Origin of the sequence: Desulfofustis glycolicus DSM 9705, from assembly GCF_900130015.1 — a bacterium.
GTDB classification, from domain to species: domain Bacteria; phylum Desulfobacterota; class Desulfobulbia; order Desulfobulbales; family Desulfocapsaceae; genus Desulfofustis; species Desulfofustis glycolicus.
Window position 1 is genome coordinate 197,315 of sequence record NZ_FQXS01000003.1, and the last position, 20,764, is coordinate 218,078.

Genomic DNA, 20,764 nt, shown 5'->3' on the forward strand with positions numbered 1-20,764 from the left:
CATGGTGCAGATCAATCATCTCACGGGGGCTCTGTCCTGGCTCGGTCGGCAAGGCACCCGTGCGGTAGCGGCACTCGTCATCATCGGCATCGCAGCACCGCCACTTGGCACACTCTTCAAACCGCTCGTCACCGAAACCATCTTCGTGCTGCTCTGCTTCGCCTTCATGCGGGTCGACATGGTCGCTTTCCGGGCCTACTTAAAACGCCCGGGCCTTGTCTTGGCGGCAACCGCCTGGACATCGGTACTCGTACCGCTGGTCTTCGCTTCCGGCTGCCTGGGGCTCGGCCTGCCGGCACAGTCTCCACATTTGTTCCTGGCACTGATGCTGCAGGCCATCGCCTCGCCGATCATGGCCGCTCCCGCCTTTGCCTCGCTGATCGGTCTCGACGCCGCCCTGGTACTGGCGACGTTGATTACCAGTACCGCGATCATTCCGCTAACCGCGCCGCTGTTTGCCTCCCTGTTCCTCGGCCCGGCATTATCGTTGGCCCCGCTGGACCTCGGCCTGAAGCTGTCGGCGATTCTCGCCGGCTCGGCCCTGGTCGGTTTTGGCGCCCGTCGGGTCTTCGGTCTGGCAGCGATCGAACGGCGCGCGGATGCGATCAACGGCGGCAATATCATCTTTCTCTTCATCTTTGTCGCCGCCATCATGGAAAACGTCGCCGACCGGTTCCTCGCGGCACCGCTTTTCACCCTTGCCCTGATTGTACTGGCCTTCGCGATCTACCTCGCCCTGCTGCTGCTCTCCGTCTTAATTTTCTGGCGAACCGGCCGAGAGCGTGCCCTGGCGCTCGGGTTTCTCTCTTCCCAGCGCAACATGGGGCTGATGCTCGCCGCCACCGGCGGCGCGCTGCCGGAGTTAACCTGGCTCTATTTCGCATTGGCCCAGTTCCCGATCTATCTCGGCCCCTACCTGCTACAACCGCTGGCCCGGCGCCTGCTCAACCGGAATGGAAGAAGACGGTAACAACATGGTCACCACCCGATCAATCCCTGCCGCGTCAACGAGAAAGTCAGCTTTTCCGCAGACGAAAGGGATGTTTTCGACCGGCAGGACGCTTATACTAATTCCATGGGAGCACGGCAGAAAAAGGAGATACAATGAAGACCGACCAACACACCTCTACCCCTGACAAACCCCTTCGGCACTCGCACTCGGGGCGATACCCGGAAGAGACTCGACAACGATTGGCCACGCCACCCGCAGCGCCTCGTACAGGCGGGACCGCCAGTTCAACCATCCGTTTCGCGTGCGCTCCCTGCTTTCTCGGTTGGGTCGCGGTAGCCATGACCGAACGCGGCATCTGCGCCATCGAATTGGGTGATGATCGGCAGGCCGTATCCGCGCAGCTGCGCCGCCATTTCCCCAAGGCACGGCTGGCAGACGTCGGGCCGGAATTCTCGTCGATCGTTGCCGAAGTGATTACCCTACTCGAAACGCCACCGAAGACTATCGACCTGACCCTCGACATTCAGGGGACCGCCTTCCAGCAGCAGGTCTGGCAGTTCTTGCGCCAGATTCCACCCGGCAGCACGGTCAGCTACGGAGAGGTGGCCCACCGCCTTGGCCGTCCCCGGGCGGCCCGTGCGGTGGCCGGGGCCTGCGCCGCCAACAGGCTGGCCGTGGTCGTCCCCTGTCACCGGGTCATCAGCAGCAACGGATCGCTGGGTGGTTTCCGCTGGGGCATCGACCGAAAGCGCACCCTGCTGCATCGGGAAAATACTGCCTCGAACGCAGCTTGGATAAACGATAAAAAATCGGTGCCGAGGTGATTCAGAAATCGTACATGTTCAGGATGATGGCGGCACGGGTGATCTCTCCAAGGAACCGGCCGTCTTCCAGTACCGGCAGAAAGCCCAGTTCGCTGCGGGCCATCAGTTGCAGGGCGTCGCGCAAGGGCTGATTAGGGGTAACAAATGGTACCTGGCCGCGCATCATACCGGTCACCGTGTGCTCCAACTGCCGCTCTTGTTTGATCCTGGCGGCCTGCTGGCTGCTGAACGAGCCGAGCACCCGGCGTTCGCCATCGACGATCAGCAGGGCCTGGCGTCCCGTGTCGCCAAGCCGATCGATGGCCTGACGTACCGTAACAGTCGGCTCCAATATTGGCACGTCGGTAGACATCAAGGTCCGGACGCTCGTTTCCTCGATCTCGGTCCGCTGCAGCAGTTCGGTGAGCTGGAGCCGCACGTCGGCCAGCGGGGAGCCAACCATGGCCGACCCAGCACCGGCATGACCGCCGCCGCCCAGTTTCCGTACCACTGCACCGACATCGAAGAGACGCGGGTTGCCCCGCCCGATGACCACCGTTTTCTGCGGTCCCATCGGAAATACACCGAACGCCGCATCAAGGCCCTTAATCTCCTTGAACTTGCTGACCACGGTCGGCAGCATGGTGAGCCCTTTATCGGCATCCTGGACGCAGATGCCAAGCCGCAGACTGCCGACCTGTAACGATTCGGACTCCCCCAGCATCCGGCTGAACAATTCGAGATGTCGCTCATCGAGGGTATCATCGAGATAGGCGGAAACGACGTTCAGGTCGGCCCCGTTTTCCATCAGGAACGCTGCCATCCGTACATCACGGGCGGTGGTGCTGGGAAAGGACAAGGACCCGGTATCGTCGTAAATCCCGAGCAGGAACAGGGTGGCATGCATCGGTGAAAACGGCGTGTCGGCGGCCTGCAGCCGCTCGAGCAACAGGGTGACGGCGGCGCCGACCTCTTCCTGCTGGATCTCGGCTGCGGCGATGGTCCCCGGAGCCGGGTGGTGATCGAAGACGATGCAGCTCACATCGTTGCGCCGGGCCAACTCGTCCATGGTGTCCAGCCGCTGCCAGCTGGCGGTATCGGTCACGATCAAGCGATTGATAGAATCGAGGTCGACACTCTTGCGCGAGGAGAGACGAAGCAGATCCCAGTGCACGGCCAAAAACTCCCGCACCGCTGGTTGGACCTGGCTGGGGATGACCCGCAGTGCCTGGGGATAGAGCAGCGAAGCGGCGACCATGGAGGCCAGCGCATCGAAATCGGTATTGCTGTGGGTGGTGACGGCAATCATCTGCGCCCCGTTTCACCCATCGGCCCGGGCCGCCGCCTCGGTATCGTAAATCTTCAGCATGCTGTACAGACCGGCCATTTCAAAAACCTCCCGGACCGGACCGTGCAGATCGCTGAGAACAACCCGGCCACCTCGATTCTGCAATTTCTTGGCCAGCGCCAGAACGCTGCGCAGCCCGGCACTGCTGATATAATCGAGCCCGCTGCAATTGACCAGAACCCGTGTCGCCTGAGCCGGCAGCCGCTCTTCCACCTGCCGGTCGAAGAGCGGCGCCGTCACGGCGTCGAGCCGGCCCTGTGGTGAGATGATCAACAGATCTTCATCGGTTGTAGTCGTTAATTCCATAAAACCCCCATGATAGGGAACCACAACGAAGCATGAAAATCAACGTCGTGGTCGGAAAGGCTGGCCGGTTCTGCCTCCAACTGCTGCGGACGTCCTGTCCACCGCCCTTCAGGCCTGTTTTTCCGGCCACCCGGGCCTTCGCGATGCAGCTTCCGGCAGAACCGGCCAGCCTGGGGAACTGATCTTCATATAAAACCATTCCGTCGTCGTTTTCCCCGGACTTGTCTGCCGAAAACGCGCCGAAAGCCCTTACCTATCGCGGGTATCGCCATCGGCAGCGGCCTCGAACCAGGCCAGATCGTCGGCGAGGCAGCGACGATGCATCTCTCTGGACCAGGCCATACACGGGGCATAGGCAAGCCGATCGATATAATCACGCCGGTATTCGCACTCCTTGAAGGCCCAGATCAACACCAGGTCCTGGCAGACCTGCCGTTTAACCCGCTCGCTGCCGGCCATCGTCTGCTGCCTCATCCAACGGGCGGCACCGAGACACTGATCCCGGGTGCGCCTGACGAGCAATACCCGGTCATCACGATCGAGCTCGTTGATCCACTCCCCCGTCAGCGCGGCACACTGCTGCCGGGACTCGGCAGAGGCACCCACGGGCCAAGAGGAGACCGCCAGCAAACACCCCAGAACGAAAGCGAAAGCGACGGCTCCGGAAATGTGCCGGGCTTCCCGTCCAAGAAGCCGCCTATCAGACATTGAAGCGAATATTGAGGATATCGCCGTCGACAACGATGTAATCCTTGCCCTGCACGTACATCTTGCCCGCTTTTTTCAACTCGGCTTCACTGCCGCAGGCCATCAGTTCATCGTACTTCATCACCTCGGCGCGAATGAACCCCTTCTGCAGATCGGAGTGGATGACACCTGCGGCGACCGGCGCCGAAGCACCGACCCTGACCAGCCATTGCCTTACTTCATCCTTCCCGACGGTGAAAAAGGAGATGCGGCCGAGGGCCTGCAGACAGAGCTTGGTCAGCATTTCCAGCGCCGATTCGGCAATGCCGAGATCATCAAGAAACTCGCGCCGCTCCTCCTCGCTGTCGAGCAGTACGATCTCCGCCTCGACCTTGGCCGAAACGATCATCGCCTCCATTTTATCCTGTCGGCACCGCTCAGCAACCTGATCGAGCAGGGAGTGGTCGCCAAGGCCGTCTTCATCGACATTGAAGACAAGAATCAGCTCCTTGCGGGTGATCAACGGATAACTGCGGATCAGCAGATCCTCGTCATCGGAGAACGACAGCAGGCGCAACGGTTTTTCCGCTTCAAGGTGGGCCTGGATACGCTGCATCAGATCCAGTTCCTTGAGCTGCCGATCGTCCTTGATTTTCTTGATGCTTGTTTCCAGTCGCTCGATACGTTTTTCGACGAATATCTGGTCGTGCATCAGCAGTTCCGCATTGACCATCTCTACGTCGCGAAGCGGATCGACCGAACCGGATGCGTGATAGATGGACTCATCGCCAAAGGCCCGAACTACGTGACAGAGAGCGTCGACATCACTGATATCACGAAAAATATCACCGCGGGCGATAGATTCCTGTTCCATCTTCGGTAGCAGGACCAGATCGATTCTGGCCTGAGCCTCTTTTTTCGGACCGTAGAGTTCGACGAGCCGGTCGAACCGGTCATCGTGAATCTCGGCAGTCCCCGGAATCGCCTTTGCAGTCCCGGCCAGTTCCGGCAGGCTGCTGCCGGTCAAGACCTGAAACAATGTCTTCTTGCCAGTCTGCGGCAAGCCCATTATGCCAACTTTCATATACGCCTCATCGATAATCACTCACGGGGCCTGCCTGTAGGCCGACGCCATCCGTCATTTCAGTTTACCGGCCCCGCATCCCGGCGGTATCGCCACAGCTGCGGCAGGCGGTCTTATACCATACTCTGCGAACTTTGCCTGCTCTTCCCGGCAGCGCCACGACATTTTCCCGTTTGCCACCACTGACAGGCTAGCTGGGACGGCAGCAAACGGCAAGCAGTTTCCCGGGCCCGAAGACAATCCTGCCACCGGCCTCCCGAAGGTACACCCTGCGACAAAGAGGAAGAAGACGGTCGACTCAGATATCGGCCAGCGGCAGAAGAACGGTAAACGTACTGCCGCTACCCGGCGTGCTGGTGACCTTGATGCTGCCATGATGAGCGTCGACAATGCTCTTGACGATAGCCAGGCCAAGCCCGGTACCGACGATGGCCCTGGTGTTCTCGTCGTTGACCCGATAGAAACGATCGAAGATCCGTTTCAGATCCTCTTCCGGAATGCCGTAGCCGTTGTCCCGGACAGAAAACCGCAGATACTCGTTTTCGATTCTGGCCATAAGCCGAACTGTGCTGCCCTCCGGAGAATACTTGATGGCGTTGGTGATCAGGTTGGTGACCACCTCTTCCATGCTTCGCTGGTTGGCTAGCGCCGGCGGCAGCGACTCCGGGACGTCGAGCGTCAGAGTGATCTCTTTTCTGGCACCGTTGGCCTCATGGAAAGCGATTTGCTCGCGAAACAGCTCAGCCATGTTCACCGCTGATTTTTCACTGGCGATCAACCCGGACTCAAGCCGCGACAGGTCGAGCAACTCCGAGACCATTGTTGTCAAACCGTTCATTTTCTCGGAAACGCGCTCCAGGATCTCGCGCTGCCTACCGCTGAGTTCACCGGCCAGGCCGTCGAGAACTACCTTGAGCTGCATCATCATCGAATTCATCGGGCTGCGTACTTCATGGCAGACCATCGACACGAAGTCGGAGCGGATCCTGTCGAACTCCTTGAGCGCCGTGATATCGCTGAGCACCGTGATGGTCCCTATGGTCACACCGTTCCGCCCGCGAAACGGCACGCAGGTGGCCCGCACGATCCGCTCTCCGCCCTCACCGGTGCGGGTGATTTCCGCGGTCAGTTCGGTGAAGGTGTCGTCCGGCATGACCAGCGCTTGGTCGATCAGTGTCAGCAATTGCTCGCCGATGTCGAAATCGGTGACAGCACGGCCGCGCACCGGTTCACCGTGATAGTCGATCAAATGCAGAAAGGCCGGGTTGGCGACCACCACCTTCTTGTCCCGATCCGATGCCATGACCCCGTCGGTGAGGCGGTTGACCATGGTCTTCAGCCGGGAATTGGTATCGGCGATATCCTGCAGAGCCCGGTTGTACTTGATCGCCTTGGCCACCACCGCTCGCAGCTGATCGGGGGTGAACGGTTTCGGGATAAAATCAAAGGCGCCGCGCTTCATCGCGTTGATCGAATGCTCCAGCGTCGCATAGCCGGTAATGACGATGACCACCGTATCGGGATGGGATTCCCGCACGTAGGACAGCACCTCGAAGCCGGAAAGCACCGGCATCATCAGATCGACCAGGATCACGTCGAAGTGCTCCTCGCGAATCATCTGCACCCCCTCGTTGCCGTCGGCGGCCAGGGCGACCTCAAATCCCTCTTCGCTGAGTACCATCCGGCAGGCGTCACGGATGCGGGGCTCATCGTCCACAACGAGAATCTTCGAACGTCCGGGCTCTTCGACTACCGGTACTGTTTCTTTCATGAACTGCTCCTCTTGATGGGGGGATTAGCCGATCGATTCGTAAATCTCATTGCTGGATACGGAGACATACGGCAGTTCCAGGGCAAAACTGGTGCCGTCGAGGCCGGTCTCTTTGACGTAGATGACCCCCTGGTTCTCTTCCATGACCCCGTAGGCCATGCTCAGCCCGAGGCCGGTTCCCTTGCCCAGATCTTTGGTGGTGAAAAACGGGTCGAAAATCTTGGACAGGTTCTCCTGCAGAATGCCGCCGCCGGTATCGGTGACGGTCAATATCGCCGTTCCGGTGCCCTCGTCCTTGGCGGTTGCCAGGGTTAACACCCCTTTTTCTTCCATCGCGTCGACGGCGTTCATAATCAGGTTGATAACCACCTGACAAATCTGGTTCTTGTCGGCCCGCACCAGCAATTCGTCATCGGTCAGCACCTTAACTACCTCGACGTTCATGAACAACCGCTGATCGTGAATCAGTCGCAGGCTGTCGGTGACCAGGCTGTTGAAAGCGAAGACTTCTTTCGAGGCGCTCGATTGCCGGCTGTAGGCGAGCAGGTTCTTGACGATCTCCCGGCAGCGATCGGCATCCTCGAGGATGTAGTCGATATTTTGACTGAGCGGATGATCCTTCTCCAGCTTTTCCCGCATCATCGAACCGTAAAGAAGGATGCTGGTCAACGGGTTGTTTATCTCGTGGGCAACACCGGCGGCGAGTCGGCCAAGGGATGCCATTTTCTCGGTCTGACCGATCTTGGCCTGGGCCTCTTGCAGTTTCCTCTCCACCGCCAGTTTCTCTCGAAGATCGTTGAAGATCCCTGCGGAAGCGACCTCCTCACCATTTTCGTAGATAATGGCCGCTGTCATTTCCACCGGGATCCGCGTACCAGCCTTGTTGACGATATCGACCCGGGTAATGGGCAGCTTACCCCGGCCCCCAAGCCGCTCGTCGCGCAGTTTCCGCATGATCTCCCGGGCCACCCCTGCGGGATAGAAATCTTCGATGGAGACTTCGCCGACCTCATCGGAGGTATAACCAAATAATTCCTCAGCCGCTTTATTGGCCAGGATGATGTCGCCCGAACGATTGGCGGCGATGATCCCGCTGACCGAGCTCTGCACCACCTTGTCGATCAACTCCCGCATATCGCTGTAGAGTTTTTCCAAGCGCTTGACGCTGGTCACATCGCGGATGCTCTCGATCACGTAGCCGACCCGGCCATCATCATCAAGAATCGGCGAAAAGACCCGGTCTTCCCAGCGCTCCTCACCATGCTCGTCAACGGTGTGGAGCAGCACCGACTGACCGGCCTTGCTGTCCACGGCACGGCACAGCGGGCACTCCCGGTTGTTCATGCAGGGAAAGGTCTGGTTGGGGAAGTGGCGACGATTGGCCTCGATACAGGTCCTGCCGACGATATTCTCGGCCAGGTCCCGATTGACCTGCAAAAAGACATCGTTGACGGCGACGATGGTGCCGTCGGGCCGCAGCACGCGGGTCGGAAACGACAGCGAGTCAAAGACCCGAAGTCGCCAGCGCATTTCTTCAGGATGGATAGTCATGGCTGTACCACTCGGTCATTTCCGGACAAACCTGCGTCCCACTCTCTTTTCAAGCTCCTCTTCAGTTCGGCCGGCACAACGGCCACCTCGTCTGTTCATACCTTCGGCACGATAAAGACGTCCGTCAACGCTCGGGCCGCCATCTCGCCGGTCTGCGCCGGGACGACCAGATAAATGCTGGAGCCGGTGCAGCCGACCGCCCACACAAGAACCCCATGGTTGTGCAGCGAGTTGACGGCCGCGTGGGCAACGCCGTAGCGATCCTGAAAATGTGGGCCGTGCAGGGTGAGCAGTTCACAGCTGCCGCGATCGGTCCTCGCCGGCAGTGGCAGGACGGAACCCGACGCCCCATCGCGGTCAAAGAGCACCAGGCGGAAACGGCGGTTGGCTAAGCGCTGTATGATGGCCATGTTGAACCGACCCTGACCGTTCGCCACAGCCTGCAGTGCCTCGCCCAGAGGTTCCAGTTCCGTTTCGGAGAAGTCCACGCTGGTTACGCTGAGCCCGGCAACCCTGGATATCCCGTAGATCCTGATCATCGGCTCCCAATAGGATGCCGCTGTCTCCACCGGGGTCGTCAACGACATCGGCAACGAACCGTCGTTTGGGCATGCCTCCGGCTCCGACTGAAACGGCGCATGATTGTCCGGCAGCACAAATCCTTCCTGAACTGCCGCTGCGGCCGACTCCAGCAGCGAAAAGCCGGTGTTGACCGCCAATCCGGACAACGAAGAACAGAGAGAAAGCAACGGTAACCGACACCGACCGAACACACCGAGCAATCGGCCGAGCACCGCCAGTTTGCCTTGATGAGGAAAGATGATCAGGGTGCCGACCGAATCGGCAACATCGGGCTGCGGCCCGCCGGCGGGAACCATCGTCTCGAGCACCGCCCGGCACCGGGGCAAATCCTCCCGTGCCAGGCAGAATCCGACGTGCGACGGGCCGGTATGGTCTGCGCAGAAAAACGACAGGTTGATCTTCTGCTGTAGCAGTGCCGACAACACCGCCGGCACCGCCGCAACTCTACTCAATTGTTCCGGCAGACGGATCAGCGCCTGTTCGTCGCTGAATTTCAACCCGCCGATCCTGAATTTCTCCGTTGCTTCGATGGCCGTCCCCCCAACGATCTGCAGACTGTCCCGGACAAAGATCCGGCCCCACAGTTGTGCCGGTGGGGCCGGAGAGAGGTTAGCGCAGATTGTCTTCGACGATCTCCATCAATTTGTCCAAGTCGATCGGCTTGGAGACAAAATCGTCCGCCAGTGTCGTCTTACCGCCCATATGGGTATAGTTGGTAGAACTGATGGCATCGGTCACCGCGGTCAGTAAAATGACAGGAACGTCCTTGTACTCATCGGATTTTTTCAACTCGTCACAGAGCTGATAACCGTCCTTGCGCGGCATCATCACGTCAAGAATAACCAGGTCCGGACGTCGTGATTTGATCTTGTCGAACCCTTCAACGCCATCATAGGCCTTGGCCACGGCATAGTTGAGGCTCTCCAGCTTCATGGCCAGGGCCTCGACCAGATCGATGTCGTCATCGACAACCAGGATGAGTTTTTTGTCGCTCATAATGACTCCTCTGCAGATAATTATCGGCCTTGATGCTCTACTGGACCTGAGGTCTCGGGTAAAGCCCGGCTTTCTTGACGATCTCTTCCACTTTTTCTTCCCAGTCGATGGCCATGATGTGGAAACCGGCGACACCTTCGACCTGCTTCAGGCGTTCGATGGTCTCCACGCAGATGGCAATCCCCTCTTCCGGTTGCTTTTCCTTCTCGACGGAACCCATCCGCTCGACCAGTTCGGTCGGCACATCCATGCCGGGCACCCTGTTTTTCATGTAGCGCGCCGCCCCGACCGACTTCATCGGTGTCACCCCGGCCAGGATGTAACACTTCTTGTGCAACCCCATCTTGCGCACTCCCTCCATCCATCGCTCGAATTTCTCGATATTGAAAATGCACTGGGTCTGGATGAAATCGGCACCGGCGGCGATCTTCTTAGCGAGCCGCATCACCCGCAACTCGAACGGATCGGCAAAGGGGTTGGCGGCCGCACCGATGAACATCTTCGGTGCCCCTTTAATCTCTGCACCACCCTGGAACTTCCCTTCATCCCGCATCGTTTTGACCATCTGGATGAGTTGGATGGAGTCGATATCGTGGACGTTCATCGCCATCGGATGATCACCGAACTTTGTATGATCACCGGACAGGCAGAGCATGGTATTGATGCCGAGCGCGTACGCGCCGAGAATATCGGCCTGCATCGCCAACCGGTTGCGGTCCCGGGTAACCATCTGCAACAGCGGGTGCATACCCTGCTGCCGGACCAGCACCGAACCGGCAAAACTGGACATGCGCACCATGGCGGTCTGGTTGTCGGTGATATTCACCGCATCGACCACGCCATCGAGATATTTTGCCTTGTCCTGCACAGAAGCGGCCGTGGCACCGCGAGGAGGACCGCATTCCGAAGTGACGGCCAGGTGGCCTGCGGCCAATACTTTTTCCAAATAGCTGTCGGTTTTCATTCTGCCAAATCCTCCCTGATAATCTTGCGTGGCCCGGCACCACCCGCCGGTCGCCAGTCCTTGGCCGGCATGATCTCGAGATAACGATCCTGCAGGCCGAGCGCTTTGAGACGCTCCCAGATCAAATGCCAGGCGCATTCGACATCCTCGCCGATTTCACACTTCCCGTCGCATGACCCACCGCACGGCCCGTTCATCAGCTGCTTGGCGCAACGGGCTATCGGACAGATGCCGCCGGTGATGCCGAGCAGGCAATCGCCGCAGCCCTGACAGCGCTCGTCCCAGACGCCCTGACGCTGCGAGCCACCCATGAACTTCGTGTTGACCGCCGGGAAGACCGGTTTGTCCTTGAAACGCATGGCCAATTGCTGCACCCCGCAGCCGCAAGCCATGGACAGGATGGCATCGGCGCCGTCGATCATCGGCACCAGCTCCTCGACATATTCCGGATCACACTGGCGCTCCAGGGTATGCTCGCGGATTTCGATGCTCGATCCGGCCTTGAGCATGGCCATCTGCAGGCCCGAGGCCAACAGGCCGACCTCTTTTCTACCCCCGGCGGCACAGACCGTGACACACTCGTTACAACCGAGCAGCAAGATGCGCTTGAAGGGTTTGACGTAATCGATAATCTCTTCCAAAGGTTTTCGTTCCGCCGTAATCATGGTGATTCACTCTCCTTGTATAGTCGGCTCAGATAGTCGCCGTCGCCGCCTTATGCGGCTGCGGCCTTGATCGGGCTCGGGCCGAGCCGGCGAATCTTCTCGGTCATTTCGGTGGCCACTTGGGCGAATCGGGCACCCATGCCGGCCGACATGCGAACCATCATCAGCCGCTCGCTCTCGATGCCGATCTCCTCGAGATAGCGCTTCACGTAGTCAACGCGCCTGGCCGCCTTGTCGTTGCCGTTCTTGAAATGGCAATCACCCTCCAGACAACCGGCCACATAGACTCCGTCCGCTCCCTTTTCAAAGGCCTTGAGGATATGCAGCGCATCGACCTTACCGGAACAGGGGACCCGAACGATCTTGACGTTCGACGGATAGGGCAGCCGCTGGCTGCCGGCCATGTCTGCGGCCGTATAGGCACAATAGTGACAGCAGAAGGCCACGATGACGGGTTCAAATGATTCCATTATCCTTCCACCTCTTCAAAAAGTTGTTCGAGTTTCGAGAGAATCCGGTCATCCTCGAACTGCATCAGCTGGATGGCTTTGGCCGGACACTCCGAGGCACAGACGCCGCAACCGTGGCACCTGGCCGGATCGATCTCTGAGTAGCCGTCGGCATTGATGAACGGCACGCCGAACGGGCATGCCCGCACACAGATCAGGCAGGCAGCACACAGCTTCGAATCGACCCGGGCGGTCGCTGCGCCGAGGCTAATATAATCGCTGGCCAGCATGGTCTGAGCGCGGGCGGCAACGGCGCGGGCCTGCACCAGGCTCTCGGCGATGGTCTTCGGCGCATGAGCGGTACCAGCCACGAAAAAACCGGGGACCGGCAGGTCGACCGGCCGCAGCTTGATGTGATCCTCCAGGAAATAGCCATCGTGGGTGCGCGGCAGCTTGAAGATCATCGCCAGTTCCTCGGTGTTGTCCTGCTCGGCGATCAGACCGGTGCTCAGGCAGAGACAATCGGTGCTGACCTGTACCTCCCGGCCGAGGATGATATCCTGGTAAACGACTTCCAGCTTGCCGCCGACCTCACTGACTTGCGGCGGCCGGTCCTGATGGTAACGGACGAAAATTACACCCTTTGCCCGGGCCTGCTGGTAGTACTCTTCCTGGAAAGCGTAAGTGCGCATGTCGCGGTAGAGTACGAAGACCCGTGCCTCGGGATTGATTTCAAGAATCCGCAAGGCATTTTTCACCGCTGTCTGACAGCAGATGCGCGAGCAATTGGGATTGTCCTCGGTGCGCGACCCGACACACTGGATCATGACCACATTCTCCCAGTCGCGAACGAGTTCAGGCCGTTCTTCCAGCAGCTGCTGGGTCTCCAGCTGTGTCTTGACATCCTCGTGCCTGCCGAGCAGGAAAAGATCGGGCCGATGCGGCATAGCACCGGTGGCCAGGATCGTGATCCCGTGCTCGATTTGCCGGTAGAACAGCTGCTTGCCGACCTGCATGCCGGTCTTGAACAGACCGGGCATGCCGCCATGATCGACAATGATTGCCGATGTAATGACATCGATATTGTCATGAGTAGACGTCCGCGCCACCAGGTCGGCGACAAAGCCCTGCACATCGTCCCCTTCCAGGGTCCGGTGAATTCGGGAGGCGAGGCCGCCGAGTTGCGCGTTTCGTTCCACCAGGTAGACCTTGAGCCCCTGTTCAGCCAACTCCAGCGCCGCGGTCATTCCGCTGACACCGCCACCGATGACCAGAACATTTTTATTGATCGGCAACCGGTGCTCGGCAAGGGGCTGGGCATTGAGCACCGCACCGAGCGCCATCCGGATCAGCTCTTCGGCCTTTTTCGTCGCTTTTTCAGGCTGATGGGAATGAACCCAGGTGGCCTGATCACGGATATTGGCAAATTCCAGCAGGTACTTGTTGAGGCCGGCCCGGCGCAACAAATCCTGAAACTTGGCCTCGTGGGTGCGGGGCGAGCAACCGCCGATCACCACCCGGTTGATACCCTGCTGCTCGATAGTGGCGCGAATATGCTCCATCGACTCGCGGCTGCAGCCGTGTCCCGCCGCCTGCGCCACCGTCACGTGAGGCAAGGCACCGACTCGGGCTACCAGAGCTTCAACATCGATGACTCCGCCGATGTTCTCGCCGCAATCGCAGACAAAAATGCCGACCCTTGGCTCCTCGCCAACCAGGTGACGCTCTGGGGGCAACGGTTCGGGAATCTCCTGCTCACGGTCCGGCGAGCTGACGTCGTGACCGGCTAAGCAGGCGGCGGCGCTGGCCTGTACCATGGTCTCCGGAATATCCTTGGGGGCCTGGAAAGTGCCGGCGACATAGATGCCGGGACGGCTGGTAGCCACCTGGTTCAACCCGGTATGGATGGGGAAATGATCATCGTTGAGCTCGATACCGCAGACGGCTGCCAGCTGTCGGGCCTCTTCGCCGATACGGAAACCGGTGGCCAGCACGACCATGTCGAAATCCTCGTTGATCAGCACCGGTGAATCGTCGGTAGTGTAGGAGAGATGCAGGTTCTCGGCCCCCTCCGGGCGCAGGATACTGTGCGGCCGACTGTGAATGAAACGCACGCCGAACTCGTTTTTCGCCCGCTGGTAATACAGCTCGTAATCCTTACCGAACGTTCGCATGTCCATGTAGAAGATCGTCGTCTCGGTATCTTCCTGAAATCTCTCCCGGGTGACGATCGCCTCTTTCAAGGCGAACATGCAGCAGGCGCCGGAACAATAAGGCGCAGCCCCTTTTTGCAGTCCACGTGAACCGATACACTGGATCCAGGCCACTTTTTTTGGCGGCTGGCCGTTGGACGGCCGCAGCAGTCGCCCACCGGTCGGACCGGAAGCGGACAGGATCCGTTCGTATTCAAGCGAGGTGACGACATCGGGTAATTCTCCATAACCGAGATTGTCGAGACCGCTCGGATCGAACAACGAGGCCCCCGGTGCCAGCACGATGGCGCCGCAGGCAACGTTGCCCTTGCTGCCGATATCGTCGGGTACGATGGCCCCGGCCGGACAGACCTTGACCAGTGCCTCGATGTCGGCACACGTGGCCAGATCGATGGAAAAGGCTTGCGGGGTGGCTTGGGGATAGCGCATACAGGTCGGCGCCCGGTGGTCGAGTCCCGGCGTAAAGCGGACACATTCGGGAAAGGCCTGAAAACATTCACCGCAACCGGTGCAACGTTCGAGGTTGATATAGCGCGGCGCCGTCTCCAGCGTGACGATAAAATCACCCTGCTCGCCGGTCACTTCCCGGAGCGTGGTCATCGGCATCAGCGTGATGTGTTCCTGGCGACCGCTCTCGGAAAGATTCGGGGCCAGCGTGCAGAGGTCGCAGTTATTGGTCGGAAAGGTCCGATCCAGCTGTGTCATCAGCCCGCCGATGTTTTCCGCCGTATCGACAAGGATGACATCTTTCTGCGCCTCAGCCAGATCCAGGGCGGCGCGGATGCCTGCCAGGCCGCCGCCGACAATCAGCACTCGATTACTCGTCTGCGATAGATTCGTGTTTTGCATTGGTACCTGTCCTGGACAGCCTCGTAGAAGTCCGCTGCGCCGCCGCCCTCAGCATGTGGTGTCCACGGTGGGCGGGTCGGCCAGCTCAGTTACGCTCTACAATGCCATCTTCTTTCATGAGGGTGAGGATAAGGGCCGGTTGCCCGGTGCCGATTCGAACACTGGTTGTCACGGCGCCCCTACAATCCGGCATGATCGAGGATGATGGGAAGCTTGTGTTCCCACCCCAGCGTCTGCAGCATGACCCCCTGGGCCATGTCTCTGAGAGCGGCGACGGTCTCGCCGGCGATCTTCAAACCTTCCGCCTCCCGGTCGGACGATTTGCGGATCCGCCGGACCAACTCCTCGGATATTTTCGCACCCGGTTCGCTTCGGGCGATATACTGGGCGATAGCCAGGGACTTGAGCAAAAACACGGTCGGGATGACCGGTACGCCCAAGCCTTTGGCCTGTGCCAGAAACGACTGAAAGTGATCGAGGTCGAAGACCGGCGGAGTAATGACGAATTTCGCCCCAGCGGCCACCTTGTCGGCTGCCGCCTGCAGCTCACCGGCCAGAGCCGCCTCGTCCGCATAGGGAGCAACCGTGCAACCAACGGTAAAATCGGGCGAACCGTCGAGTTCGAAGCCGCTCAGATCCTGCCCCCCGCATAATTCGCCGACAGTCCGGACCAGTTCGACCTCGTTCAGATCGAAGACCTCCTTGGCCTCGCGGTGATCCCCCTGGCTCATCTCCTCACTGTGCGTCACCATCACGTTGCGGATGCCGAGCACGTGAGCGGCCAGCAGATCGCCCTGCAAGGCCATGCGGTTGCGGTCCCGGCAATAGATGTGGATGATCGCCTCGATACCCTGCTGCTGCATGAGGACACCACCGGCCAGGGCGCTCATCCGCATGATGCCGTTGTCCATGTCGGGAACGACAACCGCATCGATCCTGCCCTTGATACGCCGGGCGTCATTGACCAGCCCGGTGATATTGACCCCTTTCGGGGTGTGCATCTCGGCCAGAACGACAAATTCGTGTGCTGTTAATCGCTTTGAGAAACTCATATGATTCTTTCCCTCCAGATAAGAGCTGACTGAATAATCACTTGCCCCGGATGCATGACAGTCGCTAGTACAGGGACGTTTCGGGGTGAAATACGTCGACGTCCTTGAGGTCGTCCCCCAGGTAGGCGCGCTCGTTCGGGCCGAGAATGCCCAAAGACAGGCAGATCAGGGTCCAGATATGCACGGTATTGTAGGCGGCGCCGTGATGGTGCGCCAGGTCGTGGATCTGGGCATGGCAGTTATGACAGCCGGCAATGCAGTAATCGGCACCGGTGGCGATAATCTGCTCGAATTTCAGCCGGCCGTAATCATGCCTGCCCTGGGTAAAACCCGACTGCAGGAAGCCGCCGCCACCACCGCAACAATAGTTGTTGGACTTGTTCGGGGTCATCTCGATGACGTTTTCCGCACCGACCACCGACCTGACGACAAAGCGCAGATCCTCGGCAACCGCATCGCCATAGCTCTTGCGTACGATCTGACACGGATCCTGGATGGTGAACTTGATCTTGCGTTCCCGGTTCCACTCCGAGTTGACTTTCAAGCGACCCTCACGGATCCACTTGGCATAGTATTGATAGATCGAGGCGACCTCGAATTTGTGGTCGATATTGAATTTTTTCAGTCCGGCCCGGACTGAGAAGGTGATGTGCCCTCATTCCGTATTGAGAAAGACCTTGCACCCCAGCTGGTCCGCCTGCTCTGCCGAGACCTTGATGACGTGTTTCCAGCAATCGTCGTCGGCCAGGAACATGCAATAGTTTTCGGCCGCCCAACCGCGGCTGCCATACGTCCAGTCGACCCCGGCCAGGTGAAGGATCTTCCACAATGGTACCAGTTCATCGGGTTCGGTGTTTGGTTCCCGGGAGTTCTGGTTGAGGAAGAAGTGGGCCCCCGGCTTGTCGATCGGCGCCACCATATCCTTGAACTCGGGCTGCGCCTCCTGATATTCGGCCAGCACATCCTCGACGACAAAGACGAAATCGTCGGGTGCGGTGCCCATGGCCGAACCGGAATCATTGCGCATAGCCATGTCGCACGAATCGCGGATGCCTTTGGGGCGAGCGTCGCGCGGCCACGCGGCACGGGCGTTGTAGACGAGTTGCGGGATATCGATCTGCATCGGGCAGACATAGATGCAGCGCTGGCACATGGTGCACATCCATACCCAAGGGGTGGTAGTCACCTCCTCGTCCAGGCCCATCGCGCACATCCGCAGAAACTTGCGCGGATCCATGTTCTCCAGGCCGGAGGCCGGACAACCCGAGGCACAGGCGCCGCAGGTCAGACAGAGATCAAGATTGCCGCCCCCGGGAATAATGGATTTGACCTTGTCCTTGAACGAGGACCGTTTCTTTCCTTTGATTGCAATGCTGGTTTCGCCCATCTGCTTATCCTTTCGGTTTATCGAATCTTGCGGCAGGGCTGCTCGTCAGGTCCGTTTCTGGATGCGGACCTGAAAAGAACCTCCCGCTCCCTCTTGATCGTCCACCGTCAATACCTCATATGCCGATGCTGGCAGGATCTTGAATAGGTCCTGCTTGGTGTCGGGGTCGGCGCCGCGGATCTCCAGCACATCGGACACGGCCATCGCGTCAAATACCTGGGTGATCTTTAACAGTGCCACCCACGACACGAAATTACGCAGGTCCATGATAATATGAGGCTTGTCAGTCACTGCTCGGTACTCCTTGGAAAACCATATCGCTGGTGAACGCAACAACCGGGCCAGCTCTCCATCAGTTCTGTTGATGGAGAACGTCAGCGATAATTTCTTCTAGAATTTTCTGCTGATTACCATCATTGGCCGGCATATTACGGTGTTTCCCAACGGCCTGTGATTTGTTAGAATAGCAGCCGGCACCGCTGCACATTGTTCATCAGGTGTTAAAGTGTTAAAGGCATGTGCATGAACAGGTGTTAATCCTTAACAGGTGGACTGATGATCGGGCGAGAGCTGGAAGGATTCTGGAAGACGGTGGTCAACACCATTCGCGACGGAATCATGATTATCAATACCGGTGGGGCCATCGTTTCAGTCAACCGGGCTTTCGAGGAAATCACCGGCTATAGCCGTGAGGAGCTGATCGGTAATTCCTGCCGTATCCTGGACTGCGACACCTGCCGCCAGGAAGAGCAGGAGCAGGAAGCCACCGACATCTGCCTGGCACCGCAGCGCGAAGCAACCCAGCACCAGTGCCGAATCCGCCGCAAGGACGGCTCCCTGATCCACGCCCTGAAAAATACCGCACTGTTGCGCGATGGCTCGAACCATACCATCGGCACGGTGGCAACCATCACCGATCTGACCGAAATCATTGAAAAGGAGCACCAACTCGAGGCGTTTCGCAAACAGCTGTCCAGCGAGAACCAGTTCCACGGCATCGTCGGTTCTTCGGCGGCCATGCACCGGGTCTACGACATGATCGATAATGCCGCCCATTCCGATGCGCCGGTCATCATCTACGGAGAAAGCGGTACCGGCAAGGAGCTGGTTAGCAGAGCCATCCACGAGATCGGCGGTCGCCGGGACAAGCCGTTTGTCAAAGTCAATTGCGCCAGCCTCACCGAATCGCTGCTGGAGAGCGAGTTATTCGGCCACGTCCGCGGAGCCTATACCGGCGCCTACAAAGATCGGGTCGGCCGTTTCGAGAAAGCCGATCAGGGTGATCTGTTTCTCGACGAGATCGGCGACCTGCCGCTGCCGACGCAGATCAAACTGCTCCGGGTCCTCGAAGAGAAAACCTTCGAGCGGGTCGGCTCAAGCACGCCGATCGCCAGCGACGTGCGCATCATTTCCGCCACCAACCAGGATCTGCCGGCACTAGTCGGCAAGGGCTTATTCCGACAGGACTTCTACTTCCGGATCAACGTCATTCCGATCTTCCTGCCGCCGCTCCGGGAACGGGTCGAGGACATCCCGCTGCTCGCCGAATCGTTCGTCACCAAACTGCGCTTGAAAACCGACAAGGAAATCAACGGCATTCGCGAAGACACCATGGAAATACTGATGCATCACACCTGGCCAGGCAATGTCCGGGAATTGCGCGGTGCGCTGGAGTATGCCTTTGTCACCTGTCACAATTCGCTCATCCACCCCAATCACCTTCCGGAAACCATTACCGGCGAGAGAAGACAGCTGCCCCCCGCCAAGCGGACCGCTTTCAATCTGCAGGAAATCGAACGGCAGGAGCTGCTCGAAGCGCTCGACACATGCAACGGCAATCAGTCCCAGGCTGCCCGGATGCTCGGTATCTCCCGGGTTACCGTGTGGAATCGGATGAAGCGCTACCAAATCTCACCCCGGCGCTGACATTACGGCTGCCGAATCACCGACCTGCCGATATTCCACCGTCGGCGGAGGCACTCTGTCCGTTGACAAGGTCATTGTCTCAAACAGCATCACAGACGGCGCGAGCCCTGCGAGGATAAACCTCCCGGAGAAAAGTTCTCATTGACTGATTGAACTTCCTTCGATAAAACACAGGACAGTCCTGACTTCAATCAGCAGGGAACCTTGAAAAATTTCCATTTCGCCCAACTTCATCGTTGCGCAATCAAATTTTATCCTCGGAATATCATCTATACCTGCGGAAAAATTTTCATGCGCGCCTCGATCTTGAACGAAATTCCGATTTTTCAAGCTCCCCGGCAGTATTACCGTCATCGGCGGCATCGGCCGCCGCAACAGGGAGATCGGCATGAAAGCAACGATTACCAGCCAGTGCATGGGCGATCGCAACTGCAACAAACTGTGCCCTGAAGTATTTGCCTACGATGAAGACAAATTACTGTCGGTCGTCAAGTACGATGTGATTCCGGCCCATCTGGAGGATATCGTTCGGCAGGCGGCTCGCGAATGCGGCGCCGACGCCATCGAAATCGAGGAATAGGCCGGCCTTCGATGGGCTCCTTCAGAAAAAGCCGGACCGCCCGCAACCTGCTGATTTCCTACTCGGCAGAGGCCCAGGCCCGCACCCGGTACAACTTCTTTGCCCGACGGGCCGAAGAGGATGGTTATATTCAGGTCGCCCGCATTTTTGATGAAACAGCCGCTCAGGAATACGAGCACGCATTGCGTTTCTTCAAGTTCTTCAACGGTGGGGAGTTGGAAATCACCTGGCGATTTCCGGCCGGCGTCATCGAGGATACCCGCGCCAACCTGCTCTCCGCCGCCGAACTCGAGCGCTTCGTTCACGAAGAAATGTACCGGGAGTTTGCCCGGATCGCCCACGACGAAGGACTGGCCCGGGCAGCGGATACATTCGATGCGATCAGCGTTGCCGAACGGCACCACGAAAAGCTGTTTCGCGGCTTGGCCGACAATATCTCCGATGGCCGGGTTTTTGCCCGCAGTGACGACCAGGTCTGGAAATGCCTCGGTTGCGGTTATCTGCACCGTGGCCGGGAAGCTCCCGACAAATGCCCGGCCTGCGTCAGGCCACAGGGCTACTTCGCGCTGCTCGAAACGAACTGGTAGGTGGCCGGTGCG

Annotated in this window: 21 protein-coding genes; 5 read left to right on the forward strand and 16 right to left on the reverse strand. The window is 59.0% G+C overall.

The window, feature by feature from the left end; all coding sequences use genetic code 11:
• The first annotated feature begins 1 nt into the window (after position 1).
• Both BUC26_RS04245 and BUC26_RS04250 read left to right on the forward strand, forming a co-directional pair.
• Positions 2-970: a Na+-dependent transporter gene (locus BUC26_RS04245; RefSeq protein ID WP_073373591.1), complete on the forward strand. Its 969-nt coding sequence runs from the start codon at positions 2-4 to the stop codon at positions 968-970.
• A gap of 134 nt (positions 971-1,104) precedes the next feature.
• Positions 1,105-1,776 (forward strand): methylated-DNA--[protein]-cysteine S-methyltransferase, encoded by a 672-nt coding sequence (locus BUC26_RS04250; protein WP_084540441.1) that lies wholly within the window; start codon positions 1,105-1,107, stop codon positions 1,774-1,776.
• A 1-nt stretch (position 1,777) separates the two neighbouring features.
• Here the strand turns inward: BUC26_RS04250 and BUC26_RS04255 are convergent, their stop codons facing one another.
• The 15 genes from BUC26_RS04255 to BUC26_RS04330 form a co-directional block, all read right to left on the reverse strand.
• Positions 1,778-3,064, reverse strand: coding sequence for a CBS domain-containing protein (locus tag BUC26_RS04255; protein WP_073373593.1), 1,287 nt, complete (start codon positions 3,062-3,064; stop codon positions 1,778-1,780).
• Between the two features lie 12 nt (positions 3,065-3,076).
• On the reverse strand, positions 3,077-3,409 hold the full coding sequence (locus BUC26_RS04260; protein ID WP_073373594.1) for an STAS domain-containing protein: 333 nt from the start codon (positions 3,407-3,409) through the stop codon (positions 3,077-3,079).
• Between the two features lie 249 nt (positions 3,410-3,658).
• Complete coding sequence (locus tag BUC26_RS04265) at positions 3,659-4,015, reverse strand: hypothetical protein (RefSeq protein WP_143165905.1); 357 nt, start codon at positions 4,013-4,015, stop codon at positions 3,659-3,661.
• 94 nt (positions 4,016-4,109) lie between these two features.
• Positions 4,110-5,180: a redox-regulated ATPase YchF gene (ychF, locus tag BUC26_RS04270; protein WP_073373596.1), complete on the reverse strand. Its 1,071-nt coding sequence runs from the start codon at positions 5,178-5,180 to the stop codon at positions 4,110-4,112.
• 298 nt (positions 5,181-5,478) lie between these two features.
• Entirely contained in the window at positions 5,479-6,951 is a 1,473-nt protein-coding gene (locus BUC26_RS04275) for an ATP-binding response regulator (protein WP_073373597.1), read from the reverse strand.
• 24 nt (positions 6,952-6,975) lie between these two features.
• Positions 6,976-8,502: a PAS domain-containing sensor histidine kinase gene (locus BUC26_RS04280; protein ID WP_073373598.1), complete on the reverse strand. Its 1,527-nt coding sequence runs from the start codon at positions 8,500-8,502 to the stop codon at positions 6,976-6,978.
• Between the two features lie 95 nt (positions 8,503-8,597).
• The gene (locus BUC26_RS04285) at positions 8,598-9,581 is read right to left on the reverse strand and encodes a hypothetical protein (RefSeq protein WP_073373599.1); all 984 of its coding nucleotides are present in this window, start codon (positions 9,579-9,581) and stop codon (positions 8,598-8,600) included.
• A 112-nt stretch (positions 9,582-9,693) separates the two neighbouring features.
• Positions 9,694-10,080: a response regulator gene (locus tag BUC26_RS04290; protein WP_073373600.1), complete on the reverse strand. Its 387-nt coding sequence runs from the start codon at positions 10,078-10,080 to the stop codon at positions 9,694-9,696.
• Between the two features lie 37 nt (positions 10,081-10,117).
• Positions 10,118-11,044 (reverse strand): methylenetetrahydrofolate reductase, encoded by a 927-nt coding sequence (locus BUC26_RS04295; RefSeq protein ID WP_073373601.1) that lies wholly within the window; start codon positions 11,042-11,044, stop codon positions 10,118-10,120.
• Positions 11,041-11,709, reverse strand: coding sequence for a methylenetetrahydrofolate reductase C-terminal domain-containing protein (locus BUC26_RS04300; RefSeq protein ID WP_073373602.1), 669 nt, complete (start codon positions 11,707-11,709; stop codon positions 11,041-11,043). Before BUC26_RS04300 ends, BUC26_RS04295 begins: the two co-directional genes overlap by 4 nt.
• A gap of 50 nt (positions 11,710-11,759) precedes the next feature.
• Positions 11,760-12,179, reverse strand: a complete 420-nt coding sequence (locus tag BUC26_RS04305; protein WP_073373603.1) for a hydrogenase iron-sulfur subunit — start codon at positions 12,177-12,179, stop codon at positions 11,760-11,762.
• Positions 12,179-15,220: an FAD-dependent oxidoreductase gene (locus BUC26_RS04310; protein ID WP_073373604.1), complete on the reverse strand. Its 3,042-nt coding sequence runs from the start codon at positions 15,218-15,220 to the stop codon at positions 12,179-12,181. The genes BUC26_RS04305 and BUC26_RS04310 overlap by 1 nt, the downstream gene beginning before the upstream one ends.
• Positions 15,221-15,399: 179 nt before the next feature.
• Positions 15,400-16,272 carry a methylenetetrahydrofolate reductase gene (locus BUC26_RS04315; protein WP_073373605.1) on the reverse strand — a complete coding sequence of 291 codons (873 nt, stop codon included), beginning with the start codon at positions 16,270-16,272 and terminating at the stop codon, positions 15,400-15,402.
• Positions 16,273-16,336: 64 nt separating this feature from the next.
• The gene (locus tag BUC26_RS22645; RefSeq protein ID WP_084540442.1) at positions 16,337-17,659 is read right to left on the reverse strand and encodes a (Fe-S)-binding protein; all 1,323 of its coding nucleotides are present in this window, start codon (positions 17,657-17,659) and stop codon (positions 16,337-16,339) included.
• Positions 17,660-17,704: 45 nt separating this feature from the next.
• Complete coding sequence (locus BUC26_RS04330; protein WP_143165906.1) at positions 17,705-17,950, reverse strand: sulfurtransferase TusA family protein; 246 nt, start codon at positions 17,948-17,950, stop codon at positions 17,705-17,707.
• 264 nt (positions 17,951-18,214) lie between these two features.
• On the opposite strand from BUC26_RS04330, the gene BUC26_RS04335 reads away from it, so the two are divergent.
• On the forward strand, positions 18,215-19,585 hold the full coding sequence (locus BUC26_RS04335) for a sigma-54 interaction domain-containing protein (protein ID WP_073373609.1): 1,371 nt from the start codon (positions 18,215-18,217) through the stop codon (positions 19,583-19,585).
• A gap of 138 nt (positions 19,586-19,723) precedes the next feature.
• On the opposite strand, the gene BUC26_RS04340 is transcribed toward BUC26_RS04335, so the two are convergent.
• Entirely contained in the window at positions 19,724-19,975 is a 252-nt protein-coding gene (locus BUC26_RS04340; protein WP_073373610.1) for a hypothetical protein, read from the reverse strand.
• Between BUC26_RS04340 and BUC26_RS04345 the strand changes: the two genes are divergently transcribed.
• Together BUC26_RS04345 and rbr are read left to right on the forward strand one after the other, a co-directional pair.
• Entirely contained in the window at positions 19,974-20,165 is a 192-nt protein-coding gene (locus BUC26_RS04345; RefSeq protein ID WP_073373611.1) for a ferredoxin, read from the forward strand. The two genes, BUC26_RS04340 and BUC26_RS04345, sit on opposite strands and share 2 nt — an antisense overlap.
• Positions 20,166-20,176: 11 nt before the next feature.
• Positions 20,177-20,752, forward strand: a complete 576-nt coding sequence (gene rbr, locus BUC26_RS04350) for a rubrerythrin (RefSeq protein WP_073373612.1) — start codon at positions 20,177-20,179, stop codon at positions 20,750-20,752.
• Positions 20,753-20,764: the final 12 nt, after the last annotated feature.